The sequence below is a fragment of the Thiothrix sp. UBA5583 genome (assembly GCA_002425225.1).
GTDB lineage: Bacteria > Pseudomonadota > Gammaproteobacteria > Thiotrichales > Thiotrichaceae > Thiothrix > Thiothrix moscowensis.
On record DILV01000012.1, the window covers coordinates 18,241 to 35,476 of the forward strand.

12 protein-coding genes, 4 tRNA genes and 1 pseudogene are annotated in these 17,236 nt (G+C 55.2%); all 17 read right to left on the reverse strand.

Features of this window, described 5'->3' with window-relative positions; translation table 11 throughout:
• Nucleotides 1–21: 21 nt before the first annotated feature.
• Nucleotides 22–1,299: an ATP-dependent Clp protease ATP-binding subunit ClpX gene (gene clpX / locus B2U47_RS03910; protein WP_296676583.1), complete on the reverse strand. Its 1,278-nt coding sequence runs from the start codon at nucleotides 1,297–1,299 to the stop codon at nucleotides 22–24.
• Between the two features lie 240 nt (nucleotides 1,300–1,539).
• On the reverse strand, nucleotides 1,540–2,154 hold the full coding sequence (gene clpP, locus B2U47_RS03915) for an ATP-dependent Clp endopeptidase proteolytic subunit ClpP (RefSeq protein ID WP_296676587.1): 615 nt from the start codon (nucleotides 2,152–2,154) through the stop codon (nucleotides 1,540–1,542).
• A 26-nt stretch (nucleotides 2,155–2,180) separates the two neighbouring features.
• Entirely contained in the window at nucleotides 2,181–3,485 is a 1,305-nt protein-coding gene (tig, locus tag B2U47_RS03920) for a trigger factor (protein WP_296676589.1), read from the reverse strand.
• A 76-nt stretch (nucleotides 3,486–3,561) separates the two neighbouring features.
• Nucleotides 3,562–3,646 (reverse strand) — tRNA-Leu (locus B2U47_RS03925).
• Between the two features lie 111 nt (nucleotides 3,647–3,757).
• A tRNA-His gene (locus B2U47_RS03930) sits at nucleotides 3,758–3,833 on the reverse strand.
• Nucleotides 3,834–3,868: 35 nt separating this feature from the next.
• A tRNA-Arg gene (locus B2U47_RS03935) sits at nucleotides 3,869–3,944 on the reverse strand.
• Nucleotides 3,945–3,962: 18 nt separating this feature from the next.
• A tRNA-Pro gene (locus B2U47_RS03940) sits at nucleotides 3,963–4,039 on the reverse strand.
• A 102-nt stretch (nucleotides 4,040–4,141) separates the two neighbouring features.
• A complete protein-coding gene (locus tag B2U47_RS03945; RefSeq protein WP_296676591.1) occupies nucleotides 4,142–5,050 on the reverse strand; it encodes an ABC transporter ATP-binding protein in 909 nt (302 codons plus the stop codon).
• Nucleotides 5,051–5,071: 21 nt separating this feature from the next.
• Nucleotides 5,072–6,004: an ABC transporter permease gene (locus B2U47_RS03950; protein ID WP_296676593.1), complete on the reverse strand. Its 933-nt coding sequence runs from the start codon at nucleotides 6,002–6,004 to the stop codon at nucleotides 5,072–5,074.
• Nucleotides 6,005–6,131: 127 nt separating this feature from the next.
• Nucleotides 6,132–7,535 carry a CmpA/NrtA family ABC transporter substrate-binding protein gene (locus tag B2U47_RS03955; protein ID WP_296676596.1) on the reverse strand — a complete coding sequence of 468 codons (1,404 nt, stop codon included), beginning with the start codon at nucleotides 7,533–7,535 and terminating at the stop codon, nucleotides 6,132–6,134.
• 281 nt (nucleotides 7,536–7,816) lie between these two features.
• On the reverse strand, nucleotides 7,817–8,995 hold the full coding sequence (locus B2U47_RS03960) for a CmpA/NrtA family ABC transporter substrate-binding protein (RefSeq protein WP_296676598.1): 1,179 nt from the start codon (nucleotides 8,993–8,995) through the stop codon (nucleotides 7,817–7,819).
• Nucleotides 8,995–9,579: an ANTAR domain-containing response regulator gene (locus tag B2U47_RS03965; RefSeq protein WP_296676601.1), complete on the reverse strand. Its 585-nt coding sequence runs from the start codon at nucleotides 9,577–9,579 to the stop codon at nucleotides 8,995–8,997. Before B2U47_RS03965 ends, B2U47_RS03960 begins: the two co-directional genes overlap by 1 nt.
• Nucleotides 9,580–9,624: 45 nt before the next feature.
• On the reverse strand, nucleotides 9,625–12,378 hold the full coding sequence (locus B2U47_RS03970) for a nitrate reductase (protein ID WP_296676602.1): 2,754 nt from the start codon (nucleotides 12,376–12,378) through the stop codon (nucleotides 9,625–9,627).
• A 113-nt stretch (nucleotides 12,379–12,491) separates the two neighbouring features.
• Nucleotides 12,492–12,797 (reverse strand): annotated as a pseudogene (gene nirD / locus B2U47_RS03975) (nitrite reductase small subunit NirD); the annotation flags it as partial.
• A 14-nt stretch (nucleotides 12,798–12,811) separates the two neighbouring features.
• Complete coding sequence (nirB, locus tag B2U47_RS03980; protein ID WP_296676604.1) at nucleotides 12,812–15,250, reverse strand: nitrite reductase large subunit NirB; 2,439 nt, start codon at nucleotides 15,248–15,250, stop codon at nucleotides 12,812–12,814.
• A gap of 298 nt (nucleotides 15,251–15,548) precedes the next feature.
• Nucleotides 15,549–16,244 carry a Fic family protein gene (locus B2U47_RS03985; protein ID WP_296676607.1) on the reverse strand — a complete coding sequence of 232 codons (696 nt, stop codon included), beginning with the start codon at nucleotides 16,242–16,244 and terminating at the stop codon, nucleotides 15,549–15,551.
• A gap of 19 nt (nucleotides 16,245–16,263) precedes the next feature.
• Nucleotides 16,264–17,236: hypothetical protein (locus tag B2U47_RS03990; protein WP_296676610.1), on the reverse strand; the 973-nt coding region annotated here is incomplete at its 5' end.

Sequence of the window (17,236 nt, forward strand, 5' to 3'; positions counted from 1 at the left end):
ACAGGGTACACGGGAAATGTGTCACTCGCCTGCTGCTGCCTGCTGTTCGACATTTTCGTAGATGAGATATGGTGTGGATTCGCCATTGATGACGGCTTCATCCACCACTACTTTGCTGACATTTTGTAAGGAAGGCAGGTCGTACATGGTATCAAGCAGAATCTTTTCCATGATGGAACGCAGACCGCGAGCACCGGTTTTGCGTTCCATCGCCTTGCGGGCTATGGCGTGCAGGGCATCTTCACGGAAAACCAGTTCTGAACCTTCCATTTCAAACAACTTGGCATATTGCTTGGTCAAGGCATTTTTCGGCTCGGTGAGGATTTGCATCAAGGCTTCTTCATCCAGCTCGTCCAAGGTCGCCACGACTGGCAAACGCCCGACAAACTCGGGAATCAGACCGTAACGCACCAGATCTTCTGCTTCGATGTCCTTGATGACTTCACCGAAACGACGGTTTTCATCCGGGGTTTTAACCTTGGCAGAAAAACCGATACTGCCCTTTTCGGTGCGGTTGCTGATTACTTTGTCCATCCCTGCGAATGCACCACCAACAATAAACAGGATATGGCGGGTATCCACTTGCAAGAATTCCTGCTGCGGATGCTTACGCCCACCTTGTGGTGGCACCGAGGCAATTGTGCCTTCAACCAGTTTCAGCAATGCCTGTTGCACACCTTCACCCGATACATCACGGGTAATGGAAGGGTTGTCAGCCTTGCGGGAAATCTTGTCGATTTCGTCGATGTAAACAATACCGGTCTGGGCTTTTTCTACATCGTAATCGCATTTTTGCAGCAGTTTCTGGATGATGTTTTCCACATCCTCACCCACATAACCGGCTTCGGTCAAAGTGGTGGCATCCGCAATGGTAAACGGTACATTCAGCAACCGTGCCAGTGTTTCCGCCAGCAAGGTCTTGCCGCTACCGGTCGGCCCGATCAGCAAAATATTGCTTTTCGCCAGTTCGACCTCATCCTTGCCGCCCTTTTTGTACAGGCGCTTGTAATGGTTGTAGACAGCGACAGAAAGGACTTTTTTCGCTAGTTCCTGACCGATGACGTAATCGTCCAGCTTGGCCTTGAGTTCGCGGGGAGTAGGCAGAGCCGCAGAATCATCCGTACCCTGCGTTGCGTGCATTTCTTCCTGAATAATGTCGTTGCAGAGATCGACGCACTCATCGCAGATGAATACCGAAGGCCCGGCGATCAGTTTGCGCACTTCATGCTGGCTTTTCCCGCAAAAGGAACAGTACAACAATTTGCCGCTATCGTGGTCGCCTCTTCTATCTTTGCTCATCAGAACCTCTATCCTGTGCCCGCTTTCAGGCACTTTACTATTATGACCAAGGGACTATGTGGTGTCCGCATCAATGTTTTCAAGTGTTATTATTGTGATTAATCCGCGTTGTGACAAGAACACCACGCTTTTAAGGTGTATTTTACGCTGTTTTTCCTGAAAAATACCTGTCCAGAGACAAAAACAGCCTGACAATGCAGGCTGTTTTCGGACAAAAGGCTTAAGCAACGCCTAAAACCTTCATGAACGGGTGTACAACACCTCGTCAATCAGGCCATATTCCTGCGCTGTGACAGCATCCATGAAGTTGTCACGATCAGTGTCCTGCTCAATACGATCCAGTGGCTGACCGGTATGCTTCGCCAACACACCATTCAACTCGGCACGCATCTTGAGGATTTCACGCGCATGGATTTCGATGTCGGAAGCCTGTCCACGGAATCCCCCCAAAGGCTGGTGGATCATGACACGCGAATGTGGCAAGGCAAAACGCTTGCCTTTGGCTCCACCCGCCAACAACACAGCCCCCATGCTGGCTGCCTGCCCAATGCACAGGGTACTGACATCCGGCTTGATGAACTGCATGGTGTCATAAATCGCCATCCCTGAAGTAATAACACCACCCGGTGAATTGATATACAGGTGGATGTCCTTTTCCGGGTTTTCAGATTCGAGGAAAAGCAACTGTGCCACGATCAGGTTGGCCATGTAGTCTTCGACTTCACCCACACAGAAAATGACACGTTCACGCAACAAACGCGAATAGATGTCAAACGCACGCTCACCACGCGAAGATTGCTCAATGACCATCGGTACACCGACTGCACGCGGTTCGATCGGGTTTTTTCCAAACATCGTTACCTACCTTTTCATCAAGCAGATCAAGCCTGTGCTTGCTGCTTACCGGGGTTCATTACGCTGTCAAAGCTGCGGTTCTCGTCGGTGACAGTGGCTTTGCCCATGACCCACTCAACGATCATTTCTTCCATGACAGCCGCTTCAATGGTTTGCATCGCCTGACGATTGCCACGGTAGTAATCCATCAATGCCGCCGGTTCTTCATACGTGGCAGCCAATGATTCCAGCATGGCATCAACCCGTGCCTGGTCACGTTTCAAGTCATGCTGGCGAATGATTTCGCCCACCAGCAAACCAAGTTTGACGCGCCGTTCGGCTTGCGGTGCAAACAGTGCGTCCGGCATATTATCGGCAGAACTACCGGTATTTTGCGAAAACTCGTCACGAATGTAGCGGATTTCATCGCTGATCAGCGCTTTCGGAATATCGAACACATGCAAATCAGACAAGCCATCCATCACCTGCTGCTTGAGCTGGGTCTTGATGGCATTACCCAATTCACGCGCCATGTTCTTTTTCACTTCAGCACGGAAATCTTCGACAGAGCCACTTTCCACCCCAAACTTGGTGATGAAATCAGCATCCACTTCCGGCAATACGGGGGCACGCACCTGTTTCATGCTCAGCTTGAACTGGGCAGTTTTACCCTTGAGGTCTTCTGCGTGATAGCCTTCAGGGAAAGCGACCTCAATTACCTTCTCTTCGCCCGCTTTCATGCCAACCAGACCTTCTTCAAAGTCTTTCAGCATCCGGCCCGCGCCCAGTTCCACAGAATAATCCTGTGCAGCACCGCCTTCAAACGCGACACCATCAATAGAACCATCGAAGTCGACCTTTACCATGTCACCGACTTCAGCCGCACGGTCAGTTTCCTGCCAGTCCTTGTTTTGCTTGCGGATAGTCTCGATCATGGCATCAAGATCAGCATCGCCGACTTCAGCAACAGGGCGAGTGATGCTCAGTGTTTCAACCCCTGCGATGGTAATGTCAGGGTAAACCTGGAAACTGGCAACAAACTCCAGATCTTTGCCCTCTTCCATGCTGGTCAGATCAATTTCAGGCAAACCGGCAACACGCAATTGCTCCTGGCTGGCAGCCTGCTGGAAAGTGGCTCCCAACAGCTTTTCCACGACTTCATAGCGTGTCGCTTCAGCATAACGCTTTTTAACCACATTGAAAGGGACTTTGCCGGGGCGGAAACCATCAATACGGACACGTCCAGCCATGGATTTCAGACGTTTTTCGACTTCCTGGTCAACCTGGGCAGCAGGCAGCGCCACAGTCATTTTGCGATCGATGTTACCAGTTGTCTCGACAGAAACTTGCATGTAAAAAACCTCGTTTACGGGCCTGTCATCGTTTGGATGCAGGGCATTTCATCGTTAAATTCAAGGGGGATAAGGATGGTGCGAAAAGAGAGACTCGAACTCTCACGCCTTGCGGCGCTGGAACCTAAATCCAGTGCGTCTACCAATTCCGCCATTTTCGCACGTATCTGTAAACCGTGGATCCTGTTAGCAAGTAAGTGGCACAGAATCACGAAGGAGGCGATTATACACAGCAGTTGCGCTCTTGTATAACATTTGAAATAGGGAAAAAGTGGGGTGACTGATGGGACTCGAACCCACGACCACCGGAATCACAATCCAGTGCGCTACCAACTGCGCTACAGTCACCACTGAAAGCTGTACTGAGAACTGCGGGGCTAAAATGGCGCGCCCGGCAGGGCTCGAACCTGCAACCTACGGCTTAGAAGGCCGTTGCTCTATCCGTTGAGCTACGGGCGCAGATTTTAAGAAAATGAATGGTCGGAGTAGAGGGATTTGAACCCCCGACCACCTGTACCCAAAACAGGTGCGCTACCAGGCTGCGCTATACTCCGACGTTGCAAGAGGTAGGATAGTTTGCTTCCATTCCTCAATCAAGAGCGCGAACTATACGGGGCTGGGCGGCTTGCGTCAAGCCCCGTATAGCAGTTTTTTGCTTAGGCCGCCTTGGCTGACAGCGTTTTCAGTTCAACCACATTACCCCTTGCGGGTTCGCTTTCCTCATCGGTCTTGGAGGCATTTACCCTGGCCTTGGGAGTAGCAGCCTCTTTGCGTCCGTGACGCTCATACAGGAAACTCAGCACCGCATGACGGCAACGGATGTATTCTGGCATTTCCGCCATTTCCACCCGGTTGCGCGGGCGTGGCAGATTGACTTGCAGAATCTCGCCGACAGTCGCTGCCGGGCCATTAGACATCATCACAATACGGTCAGACAGCAACACTGCCTCATCCACATCGTGCGTGATCATGATCACGGTATTGCCGAGGGTGGCCTGGATTTCCATCATGGAATCCTGCAAGTGGGCGCGGGTCAGGGCATCCAATGCGCCAAACGGCTCATCCAGCAACAACACCTGCGGTTCCATCGCCAGGGCGCGGGCAATGCCGACACGCTGTTTCATGCCGCCGGAAATTTCATCCGGGCGTTTGTGCATGGCGTGATCCATATGCACCAGTGTCAGGTTGTGTTCGATCCATTCCTTCATTTCGGCTTTGGTCTTTCTGCCCTTGAACACCTGCTTCACTGCCAGTTCGACGTTTTCATAGGCGGTCAACCATGGCAGCAGGGAATGGTTCTGGAACACCACTGCGCGTTCTGGCCCCGGCTCGTTCACTTCACGCCCGTCGAGGATGACGCCGCCTTCGGTGGCCTGATACAGCCCCGCAACGATATTCAGTACAGTCGATTTGCCGCAGCCGGAATGACCGATGATGGAAACGAATTCCCCTTTTTCGATACGCAGGTTCACTTTGTCCAGCGCACGGTACGGCCCTTTTGGGGTTGGAAAGTCGATGGATACTTGCGAAATCAGCAGGTGATCCGGGTGATTCTTGTTGGTCATGTCTGTTCTCCTTGTAGCTGATTAACGCAGAGCCATGCTCTTGTCCCAGGAAAAATGCCGTTGCAGGAACAACATGCCGCGATCCAGCGCAAAGCCGATCAGGCCGATGACGATCACTGCCACCATGATGCGCCCTAGCGAATTGGAACTGCCATTCTGGAATTCATCCCAGACGAACTTGCCCAGCCCAGGGTTCTGCGCCAGCATTTCCGCCGCAATCAGCACCATCCACGCAATCCCCAGTGACAAACGCAAGCCGGTGAAGATCATCGGAATGGCGGAAGGCAGCACGATCTTGCGCACATGCGTCCACCAGCTCAGGCGCAGCACCTTGCTGACGTTCTGCAAATCCTTGCTGATATTGGCCACACCCACCGTGGTATTGATGATGGTCGGCCACAAACAGCACAGCAGCACAGTCAGCGCCGAGTTGACGAACGATTTGTCGAAGGTTGGGTCATCCGACACATACACAGCGCTCACGATCATGGTCACGATTGGCAGCCACGCTAGCGGCGAAACAGGTTTGAACAACTGGATCAGCGGGTTGATGGCGGAATACACCGTCTGGCTCAGCCCCGCCACGATACCCAGCGGGATGGCGATGAAACCTGCCAGCACAAAGCCGGTCATGACGGTGACGATGCTCGTCCAGATTTGGTCAAAGAAGGTAGCCTTACCTGTGTATTTACGCATTTCGGTTTCAGCAGCCGGGTCTTCGGCTTTAGCCTTGGCGTTGCGTTCTTCCTGGCGTTGGTAGAATTCCACCTCTTTCTGGCGGGCAGCCTGATGCTCATCAATCAGGCCGGTGAATTGCTCGAACACCTGCACTGGCCCTGGTACTGCGCCAAGTGAGGTCACGATTTTGGGTGCGCCAACCTGCCAGATCGCCAGAAACAGCAGGATACCGAGGAATGGCGCTGCGAAGGTCTGGAATAATTGCTTGGTGTTCATGGGAAACTCCGTTTTACCCCTCACCCCAACCCCTCTCCCTCAAGGGGAGAGGGGCTAAGATGGGAGGCAGTAATTCTCTTGTTCCCCTCTCCCCTTGAGGGAGAGGGGGCTAGGGGTGAGGGGTTCTTTACACCTTCTCGTCTTTCTTCAGCCCGATCTTGAACTGCTCGATGTACTCGTTCGGCTTTTTGCCGTCGTAAGTTGTGCCATCGATGAAGTCGCTGGTGGCAGGCTTGTAACCACTTTCTGCTGCGAAGTCAGGGAAATCTTCCTTCTTCAGCTTGCCTTCGGTAATCAGGGCTTCGGCTGCCACTTTGTAGATGTCAGGGCGGTAAACTTTTTTCGCGGTTTCATCGAACCACTTGTCATCCTTGGCTTCGCCAATCTGACCCCAGCGGCGCATTTGCGTCAGATACCAGACTGCATCGGAGTAGTACGGGTAAGTGGCGTTGTAACGGAAGAATACATTGAAGTCCGGCACATCGCGCTTGTCGCCTTTTTCGTACTCGTAAGTGCCGATCATGGAATTTTCCAGCACCGCTTTATCCGCACCGACGTATTCCGGCTTGGAGAGGATTTCTACCGCTTCCTTACGGTTGGCGTTGTTGTTTTCATCCAGCCAGTAAGCAGCACGGATCAGGGCTTTTACCAGACGCGCCGTGGTGTTCGGGTTCTTTTCAGCAAACTCCTTGGTGATGCCAAACACTTTTTCCGGGTTGTTTTTCCAGATTTCGTAGTCGGTAATGACCGGCACGCCGATACCCTTGGCGACGGCTTGCTGGTTCCACGGTTCGCCGACGCAATAGCCGTCAATCGTACCTGCTTCCATCGTCGCGGGCATTTGCGGTGGCGGGGTGACGGAAATCATCACGTCTGCACCGATCTGGCCTTTGATGTCATCTTTGGCAGGTGCGTAAGTACCAGGATTGATGCCGCCCGCTGCCAGCCAGTAGCGCAGTTCATAGTTGTGGGTGGAAACCGGGAACACCATGCCGAGATTGAACGGCTTGCCATCCTTCTTGTATTCCTCAATGACCGGCTTGAGGGCTTCAGCCTTGATCGGGTGGACGGGTTTGCCGTCTTTCATTTCCACGTGGGGTTTCATCTTTTCCCACACCGCGTTGGAAACGGTAATCCCATTGCCGTTCAAATCCATCGAAAACGGGGTAATGACATCGGCTTTGGTACCGAAACCCACCGTGGCTGCCAGTGGCTGCCCTGCCAGCATGTGTGCGCCATCCAGTTGCCCGTCGATGACGCCATCCAGCAGCACTTTCCAGTTGGCTTGCGCTTCCAGCTTGACAAACAAGCCTTCGTCTTCAAAGAAACCTTTTTCATAGGCAATCGCCAGCGGAGCCATGTCAGTCAGCTTGATGAAACCGAACTTGAGGTCGGTCTTTTCCGGCTTACCGATGTCTGCCTGCACCAGTGTGCTGGTGAACATGCCAGCACCCAGCCCTATGCTCAGTGCCAATGCCAACGTCGCTTTCCTGAGGAAAGTCCGGCGGTTTGTTGATTGTGTGTTGCTCATCGTCAAAACCTTTTTTCGTAGCCAAAAAAAAGCCCTGACGCCTGTTGGTGAGGAGGAACCAACAGAGGTCAGGGCAGCTTTACCCAAAATTCCGCACTACGTCGCGCGGATAAGAGGAGGAGTCACTTCAGTTGCAGTCGCCTTTGACTGCTTGTGAAGTATTATGCAAGGGGTGTGCCAACTGGGAGAAATGGCGGTTTTGCTAGGGATTTGGCGGGTGTTACTACGCTCCACCCACCTCACGAATCCATTAGAATGCACTTATATTGTGCTTGATGCCCTCACATGGCACGCAATTGATGCAGTGCAATATAATTACTGCCCATCGCCATCGCTTGGCTGGCTTCAAGCAACACCCATGCAGTGGTGCAACCAGTCATCGGCAATTCATCCACCCTTGGGTATGGCAGGCACAGCACATCTGCTGCCAACCGATAAAAATCGGTGCGATACACCTTGGCAAGCAGTGCCTGCTCGCCAGCGACAGGCTGTTTGAGTTGCCCTGCTGCCTGCATCTGTTGCAGGAAATAACGCCCATGCGAATGCCACGGAAAATTGGCGGCATAGCGGGCAAATACATGAAAGTCCGACAGCAAGCGTTCCGGCTCAGCCGTCGCGTAACGGTAACGCCCCAACAGCGGCGCACGGATCAGTTCCACCGGCACATCCAAATACTGTGGACGCGCCAACAGTTCCGCCAACTGAGTGCGGTTATGTCCGTCATCAGTCCAACGGGCAGCCTCTAGCAACGCACATAACAGATTAAGGTGGGTTTCAGGGTTAGCTTCTGCCCACGTCTGGGTGACACCCAACACTTTTTCCGGGCCGTTGTGCCACAAATCGTAGCTGCTAACAGCAACACAACCAATACCACGCTGAACTGCCATTTGATTCCACGGCTCGCCTGCGCAATAACCGTCAATTTTGCCCTCAGCCAAAGCACTGACCATTTGCGAAGGTGGAATCACTTGAATCTCGACTTCACGCTCCAAATCCAGACCGCCATCTTGCAACCATGCACGCAACAAATAATGGTGCTGGGAAAAGGGGTAGACACTGGCGAACACCAGTTTACGTCCTTGCTGCATGTCGAGCAGGGCTTTCAAGCCGTTGGCACGCAAGGGGCTGCTGCATAAATGTTGCGGAAACAGGTTACGTACCTCATCCATCAACTGACTGGCGAGGGTGATCGCGCTGCCATTCAAACCGAGGCTGAAAGCGGCTTGCATGGGCACACCCAAGCCATCAATCCCCAACGTTGCCGCCAAGGGCATCGGGGCAAGCATGTGCGCAGCATCCAACTCACCGAACGCCACCCGGTCGCGGATGTTTGCCCACGAAACCTCACGTTGCAAAGTGACACGCAAACCGTATTTTTCAAAGAAACCACGCTCCAGTGCTGCTACCAGCACAGCACAGTCGGTGAGAGGCAAAAAACCGATGCGCAGGTCTTGTTTCATCAGAACTTTCCTCCCAATAGCGCCATTGCCGCGACGAAATTACGGGCGGCTTCACCGATTTTCATGTTGCGATCCATTGCCATTTTGCGCAGGAGCTGATACGCCTCCTCTTCGGACAGATTGCGGTGCTGCATGAGGATGCCTTTGGCTTTATCCACATCCTTGCGGTCTTGCAGACGCGATTTGTAGTCTTCCAGCTCGTCTTTGAGCTTTTGATGCTCCTGAAAACGGGTAATCGCCACTTCCAGTACCGATTTCAAACGTTTGCCAGGCAGGTCGTCAACGATATAGGCGCTGACCCCGGCATTGATGGCAGCGCGGGTGGTGTCGAGGTCGCTTTGTTCGGCGAAAAACACGATCGGCTTGGGCATTTCGCGGCTGACATTACGCAGCGATTCCAGCGTGTCGCGGTCAGGGCTTTGCATGTCAATCAAAATGATGTCGGGTTGGTGAGTGCGCACCGCCGTGAGCAGGTTTTCACCCTGCCCGACACGTAGAATGTGGGAATAACCCGCAGCCAGCAGCGCCGCTTCGAGGCTGGCGGAACGTTCGGGGTCATGATCGACCAACATCAGTTTGTGCATAAGAACCTTGTATGAGCAAACGCTAATACTGGGAGAATGCAAGAATTACGCCAGCAATGCTTTCAGTTCTGGCACACACGAGCCGCAATTCGTACCTGCGTTCAGACACCGCCCGATGGCTTCCACGCTATCCAGCCCTTGTTCGGCAATCGCTTTGCGGATGGTCTTTTCCCCGACGTTGAAACACGCGCAAACCATGCGCCCTTTGTCCTCACCTACCACCGTGGGTTTGCCAGCCAACAGACTAATGCGGTCTTGCGGCTGTAAGGTTTCATGGGCAAACAAACTGACCAGCCACTCACGCGCTGGCAATACATCGGCGGAGGCACTGATGAACAGACAGCTTTCCAGTTGCCCACCGACAAAACGGGCTGCACGGTAGGTTTGGCGGGCAGTATCGAAGTATTCCGTCCAGTTCACGGCATCATCGTTTTGGCACAGCAGCTCGCGGGCGAAGGCTGCCCAATCGGAACTGGGGGTGTTGCCGGAAAGCTCGTAACGCCAGGCGTTTTCGACTTTGATGATTGACCAGTAATACCCCCCCATCCCCAACCCTTCCCCCGCAAGGGGGGAAGGGAGCGAAGAGCAAGAAGGGCAAGTCTCTTGTTCCTTCCCCCCCTGCGGGGGAAGGTTAGGATGGGGGGGAAGCCCAACAGGGCTTAGCTTCCTTCGCGCAATCAAAAACCCACACCACCCTGCTGCAAACGTCACAATCGCCACCGTCGCGTGCTTGGCTTCCGGCTGCCCGGAAATCGGGTCTACCACCGCCGGAATCAGCCGCCCCACCCCCGCCGCCGCACTGAATTGCCCGCTCCAGTGCATCGGCACGAACAGGCTACCGCGCTGCTGCTCACGGCTGGTTTTTACCCGCACCAGCAGTTCGCCCAAGGGGTTGTGGAGGCGGGCAAGCGTGCCTTCCTGCAAGCCTTGGTCGCGGGCATCGCAGGGGTGCATTTCCACGTAAGGCTCGCTTTTGTGTGCCGACAAACGTGCGGAAATCCCGGTGCGCGTCAGCGTATGCCAATGGTCACGCACCCGCCCGGTGTTGAGGACGAAGGGGTATTCTGCACTGCGTAGCGACTGCGGCAAACGCGGCTGCACCGCGATGAATTGCGCCTTGCCGGAAGCGGTGAAAAACTTGCCATCAGCAAACAGGCGTTGCGTCCCCTGCCCCGTGGCATCCAGCGGCCACTGGGTCGGTGGCAAGGCATCGTATTCCAGCGCACTCAAATCCTGCCACGCACCGATATTGAAACAACGCCCGCCCGTGTTTTCAAACGTTGACAAGGCGGCGTGTTCGCAGAAAATATCATGTGCCGAGTCGTAAGGGAAATGCGCGGCATAGCCCATTGCCCACGCCACATCGCGGATGATTTCCCAATCCTGTTTGGCTTCGCCCGGTGCGGGCAGGAACGGGCGTTGGCGCGAAATGGTGCGGTCGGAATTGGTGACAGTACCGTTGCGTTCGCCCCACGTCAGCGCAGGCAGGCGGATATGCGCCCACGCCAGCGTATCGGTATGGCGCACACAATCGGACACCACCACCAGTTCGCATTGCGCCAAGGCACGCCGCACTTGGTCACTATCCGGCAAACTCACTACCGGGTTGGTCGCCATGATCCACACCGCTTTGACCTTGCCCGCTTCGATCGCCCGGAACAAATCCACCGCCTTCAACCCGGATTGTTGCGCCATGCGCGGCGATTGCCAGAAGCGTTGCACCAGGTCGCGGTGTTGCGGGTTGTCGATGTCCAGATGCGCGGCAAGCTGGTTAGCCAGCCCACCGACTTCGCGCCCGCCCATCGCATTGGGTTGCCCGGTGAAAGAAAATGCGCCTGCCCCCGGCTTGCCAATCCGCCCCGTGAGCAAGTGGCAATTGATGATGGCATTGCCCTTGTCCACCCCGCTGGAAGACTGGTTGATGCCTTGCGAAAACACCGTGACCACCTTGTCGGTGCGGGCGAACAAATCGAAAAAGCGTTGCACATCTTCCACTGGCAGGCGGCATTGTTCCGCCACTGCCTGCACGTTGGGGGCAGTGGTTTGCGCCATCGCCACTGCCTGTTCCATGCCGTTGGTGGATTGGCTGACGAAAGCGGTGTCGGTATGCCCGTTTGCCGCCAGCCATGCCAGCAAGCCGTTGAACAAAGAAGCATCCGTGCCGGGGGCAAGCCCCAGATGCAGGTCGGCAAGGTCGGCGGTCTGGGTACGGCGCGGGTCAATCGTCACCACTTGCAGCGCGGGGTTGGCTTTTTTCGCTTTGACCATGCGTTGGTAGAGGACAGGGTGACACCACGCGGTATTGCTGCCCACCAGCACAATCAGTTGCGCCTGCTCCAAATCGGCGTAGCTGCATGGCACAAGGTCTTCACCGAACGCGCGTTTGTGTGCCGCCACCGCCGATGACATACACAGGCGTGAATTGGTGTCGATGTTCGCCGAGCCAATGAAACCTTTCATCAGCTTGTTGGCAACGTAATAGTCTTCGGTCAGGAGTTGACCGGAAACGTAGAACGCTACGGCGTCCGCGCCGTGTTCCTCAATGATGCTGCGGAAACGGTTGGCAATGGTGCGGGTGGCTTCATCCCATGACACCCGCTGCCCGTGGATTTCCGGGTACAGCAGGCGGTCGGGGTGGTCGAGCGTTTCTGCCAGTGCCGTGCCTTTGGAACACAGCCTGCCGAGGTTGGCGGGGTGTTCCGGGTCGGGCTTGACGCTGAACTTGCCGCTGGTGTCCTGTTGCACCAGTACGCCGCAGCCTACGCCGCAGTAGGGGCAGGTGGTTTTGGTTGTTTGCATGGTTGAAGACCCCCTCACCCCAACCCCTCTCCCTCAAGGGGAGAGGGGCTAAAATAAATTTTTTTCTTGCGCCCCCTCTCCCCTTGAGGGAGAGGGGGGTGGGGGGTGAGGGGTAACTGAAGAAACACCTTCCCGTCTTCCACCTTCACCGCAAACACATTGCTACAGCCTTCGTCGGGCGCAAGTGCGTTGCCGCTGGTGAGGTCGATTTTCCAGTTGTGCAGCGGGCAGGTGACAGTTGTGCCGTGCATGATGCCTTGTGACAGCGGGCCGCCCTTGTGCGGGCAGGCGTCGCGGATGGCGAATACCTGATCGTTGCTACCCCGGAATACCGCAATGCTTTGGTCACGGGTCTTGATGAGGCGCGAACCCAAGACCGGGATTTTGTTCAGTTCGACCACTTCTATCCATTTGCTCATGGTTGTTACTCCTCTCAAGCGTCTACGGTAATCGGGGTAAATTCGAGGGCTTCCGCACCTTCGGCGCGGGCTTTCCACGGGTCGATCTGGGCAGGCTGCTGGGAAATCAGGAAGCGTTCGTACAAGGCTTTGCGCCCTGCGGCGTCTTCCAGTGCCTTTTTAATTTTGTCCAGCCCGACGCGCTCAACCCACGGGGCGGTACGTTCCAGATAATGCGCATCTTCGCGGTAGAACTGGCAGAATGCACCGCAATATTCCAGCACCTGCTCTTCGGTTTCGACCTTGGTCAGCAGGTCGGTGACACGCACCTTGATACCGCCATTGCCGCCGATGTGCAGCTCGTAACCGGAATCGACGCACACCACGCCAAAGTCCTTGATGGTGGCTTCCGCACAGTTGCGCGGGCAGCCGGACACCGCCAGCTTGAACTTGTGCGGCATCCACGAACCCCATGTCAGCTCTTCCAGCTTCACCCCCAAACCAGTGGAATCCTGTGTACCGAAACGACACCATTCGCTGCCCACACAGGTTTTCACCGTGCGCATTGCCTTGCCGTAAGCATGGCCGGAAACGAAACCCGCATCGGTCAGGTCTTTCCACATCGCCGGAAGCTGTTCTTTCTGGATACCAAACATATCAATGCGTTGCCCGCCCGTGACCTTCATGGTCGGCACTTGGTACTTGTCGGCAACGTCGGCAATGGCGCGGAGCTGGTCAGCGGTACACATCCCGCCAAACAGGCGCGGGACGACGGAATACGTGCCGTCTTTCTGGATATTGCCGTGGGCGCGTTCGTTGATATAGCGCGACTGCGCATCGTCCACGTATTCGGTGGGGAAGGCGCACAGCAGGTAATAGTTGAGCGCGTTACGGCAAGCCGGGCAGCCATCCGGGGTTTTCCACTCGAAATGCTCGCGCACGGCTGGCATGGTTTTCAGGCTGTACTGGATAATGCCGTGGCGGATGTCATCGTGGGTGTAATCGGTGCATTTGCACAGCGGTTTGGTTTTGGGCGTGGCGGAATAGTCACCACCCACCGTATGCGCCAGCAAGGATTCGACCAGCCCGGTACACGAGCCACACGACGCTGAGGCTTTGGTGTGGGCGCGGACTTCATCCAGCGTGAACAGCTTTTTTTCGGTAATCGCCTTTACGATGTCGCCTTTGCACACACCGTTACAACCGCAGATTTCGGCAGAGTCGGGCAAGCTGGCAACACGGGTGTCGGGGTTATGCCCGGAATCGCCCAGATGCGCCTGCCCGAACAATAGGGTGTCGCGGAAGGCGGAAATATCCGTGCCGTCTTTCATCAACTGGAAATACCAACTGCCATCCACGGTATCGCCGTACAGCACTGCACCCTTGATCTGGTTGTCTTGCAGGACAATTTTCTTGTACGTGCCGGAAGCCGCATCCTTGAACACAATCTCTTCGGTTTTGTCGTTGCCGATGAAATCACCCGCCGAAAACAGCTCAATCCCGGTCACTTTCAGCTTGGTGGAAGTCACCGTGCCTTCATAACGGGCGATGCCGTGCTGTGCCAGATGGTTGGCGGCAACTTTGGCTTGCTCGAACAGCGGCGCAACCAACCCGTAGGCAATGCCACGGTGCTGCACACACTCGCCGATCGCGTAGATTTTCGGGTCGGTGATGGTTTGCAGGGTATCGTTGACCACGATGCCACGTTCGCAGTGCAGGCCAGCGGCTTTGCCCAGTTCGATATTGGGTTTGATACCAACTGCCATCACCACCAGATCAGCGGGAATTTCGGTGCCGTTTTTGAAGCGCACGCCAATGACGCGCTGGTTGCCAATAATTTCGGCGGTACTGTGTTCCATCAGGAATGTCATGCCGCGTGCTTCGAGCGATTTTTGCAGCATTTGCGCGGCGGGCTTGTCGAGTTGGCGTTCCATCAGGGTGTCGAGCAGATGCACCACCGTCACATCCATGCCTTGTTTCATCAAGCCGTTGGCAGCTTCCAGCCCCAACAAACCACCACCGATGACAACGGCGTGTTGGTGTTTGCGGGCGACTTCCAGCATGGTGTCCACGTCCTTGATGTCGCGGAAACCGATCACCCCTTCCTTATCCGCACCGGGCAAGGGCAGCATGAACGGCACTGAACCCGTCGCAATAATGAGACGGTCATAATGCGCAACTGTGCCATCGGTGGCGATCACTTCGCGGCGGGCGCGGTTGATTTCCTCGACCTTTTTGCCCTTGTGCAGGGTAATGCCGTTGGCGGCGTACCAGGCATCATCATTGAGCATGATTTGTTCAATAGTCTTTTCACTCGCCAACACTGGCGACAGCATGATGCGGTTGTAGTTACCGTAAGGCTCTTCGCCGAATACGGTGATGTTGTAGTGGTCGGGGGCGAGCTTGAGCAGCTCTTCGAGGGTGCGTACCCCTGCCATGCCGTTGCCGATCAGTACCAGATTTTCTTTCAGCATTTTTGCTTCTCCTGAAAACAAAAAAGCCCTGAACCTCAAGGCCAGTGGAGATGGCGCGGAGGTTCAGGGCTTCGTTACCCGTCTATTGTGTCACGCTGCGGTGCGTGGTGGGGCTGCGGGCGGTCGCCGTTGACCGGGGCAGCGTATGGGGAGTGTTATGCAAGGGTTGTGCCAGCATGAAGAAACCCCTCCCGACCTCTCCTTATCAGGGGAGGAGCAAGAAAAGCGTGCATGAACGTGCAGTGTGTTGGAGCGTTGGCGGGGAAGCGTGCACCGAAAAGATGCGTTGAAGGCTGAATTACGGAGTTTCCCGCATGATGCGCAGCACCCGCTCATCCATGCACGAGCGCATGAAGGCATTCATCGGGGTTTCATCCCCAGACGCATAAAACGCCAGCATCAGGGTGTTGAATTCCAGTTGGCGTTTGGCTGGTAGGTTGATGGCGGGGTAGCCGTGCTGGAGCAAATGCCCGTTCATCATGAAACGCCCCATGCGCTTGTTCACATCGTAGAAAAACTGGCAACGCGCCATGGTCAGGAAGATATGGATGGCCTGATCGTAAATGTCGTCAATTTGGGCAAGGTCAGCCACCATGGCGTCGAACTGGGCAGGTAATTCGGCAGCAGGTGGCGGCAGGTAATCTGTTCCCGCAATCAGCACGCCGCCTGTACGGAATGCGCCCCAGGTCAAGGCTTCTTCCTTCGCCGCAACAGCATGAAGTGCACAGGCTTTTTCTGCCGAGACGCTGAATGCGTTACGTTCGATCCATTCAAACAACAACCGCCATGCGTTGCCTTGGTTGACGGTGATTTGCTGGTCGGAAAGTTTGTGCCCACCCACGGTGATGCCGTCCAGCAGGGTTTGGACTTCCGGCAGGGTCATGTTGATGCCTTCCAGATTGACCGCATCGCAGACGAATTCGCTGAGTTGGCGTTTTGCCAGCATCAGAGCTTTGGCGGGGTTGGGGGATATTTGCCAGTGGGTGTCGTGCATGATTAGCCTCGTTGCGGTATCACAACCAGTTTAGTAGCCAAACCGGAATAAATCGCCCCAGTTCCGCCGGGTAGTGTTGGTTTGCCAAATGCAGCACCACGGCGTAACCCAGCAGGATAAAACTCACCACCAGAAACACATAAAGACGTTCCAGCCAACGGGAATGGGTGAGGAATAGCTGTTTGGGTTCGGGGTGCATCTCATAAATGGCATCTTCTTCCGCCAGTGTTTTCGGGCTTTGCTTTTGCACGTATTGGGAATAGAGCCAGACCAGCCCAACCAGACTGCAACACAGCCATAAGACGGCTTCAATCAAGCCGTTGGGGGGTGTTGCCAGAGCCAGCAGTTGTTCCAGCCACTTGCCAGCGTTTTCACCTGCCAGTCCTGCCCATGATTGCACGGTTTCCGGCGGGAAATGCCCTGTCCCCAGCCACAATGCCACCACGATTGCCACCCACAGCAGCAGGTTACTAACCCAAATCTGGGTAACGGCATCCTTGCGCACCTTACCCACATTGTCCGTCGCCTTATCCGGGCGCAGCAGCAACGCCAGCGGAAACCACAACCACAGCGTCGCCTTCAAACTCCACCGCCACAGCAACGCAGGCGGATACCACAAAGCCGCAAGTATGGCTTTCTCCCACCAATTATCCCCCGTGCTTGTTTTCATTTTTGCTAACAACCCACCGACGGTTAGCGTATCATCCACCTGTGCCGCACCGGGCAATAGTTCCGGTGGATGAGTAAAGTCCACGACGGCAAGAGTTTCCCGCCAGTTTGCGGGCAGGTGGCGCAAACCAGCCGCCGGATGGAATACCGTCGCCACCACCCGGATCAATAAACTACGCAGCCAGACTGCCACAGCAAACGCAGGTATGAACAGGGCTAACAGGATGAACGTGGCGGGCAGTTTTAACCACGGATTTTTACTGTCCGCAACCGCAAACGCAAACGCAACCGCAACCGCAAACGCAACCGCAACCGCAAACGCA

What these genes read in the sequence shown, in the direction of transcription:
- clpX (WP_296676583.1), bottom strand. Translation starts at nt 1,299, where the DNA reads ATGAGCAAAGATAGAAGAGGCGACCACGATAGCGGCAAATTGTTGTAC.
- clpP (WP_296676587.1), bottom strand. Translation starts at nt 2,154, where the DNA reads ATGTTTGGAAAAAACCCGATCGAACCGCGTGCAGTCGGTGTACCGATG.
- tig (WP_296676589.1), bottom strand. Translation starts at nt 3,485, where the DNA reads ATGCAAGTTTCTGTCGAGACAACTGGTAACATCGATCGCAAAATGACT.
- B2U47_RS03945 (WP_296676591.1), bottom strand. Translation starts at nt 5,050, where the DNA reads ATGACCAACAAGAATCACCCGGATCACCTGCTGATTTCGCAAGTATCC.
- B2U47_RS03950 (WP_296676593.1), bottom strand. Translation starts at nt 6,004, where the DNA reads ATGAACACCAAGCAATTATTCCAGACCTTCGCAGCGCCATTCCTCGGT.
- B2U47_RS03955 (WP_296676596.1), bottom strand. Translation starts at nt 7,535, where the DNA reads ATGAGCAACACACAATCAACAAACCGCCGGACTTTCCTCAGGAAAGCG.
- B2U47_RS03960 (WP_296676598.1), bottom strand. Translation starts at nt 8,995, where the DNA reads ATGAAACAAGACCTGCGCATCGGTTTTTTGCCTCTCACCGACTGTGCT.
- B2U47_RS03965 (WP_296676601.1), bottom strand. Translation starts at nt 9,579, where the DNA reads ATGCACAAACTGATGTTGGTCGATCATGACCCCGAACGTTCCGCCAGC.
- B2U47_RS03970 (WP_296676602.1), bottom strand. Translation starts at nt 12,378, where the DNA reads ATGCAAACAACCAAAACCACCTGCCCCTACTGCGGCGTAGGCTGCGGC.
- nirB (WP_296676604.1), bottom strand. Translation starts at nt 15,250, where the DNA reads ATGCTGAAAGAAAATCTGGTACTGATCGGCAACGGCATGGCAGGGGTA.
- B2U47_RS03985 (WP_296676607.1), bottom strand. Translation starts at nt 16,244, where the DNA reads ATGCACGACACCCACTGGCAAATATCCCCCAACCCCGCCAAAGCTCTG.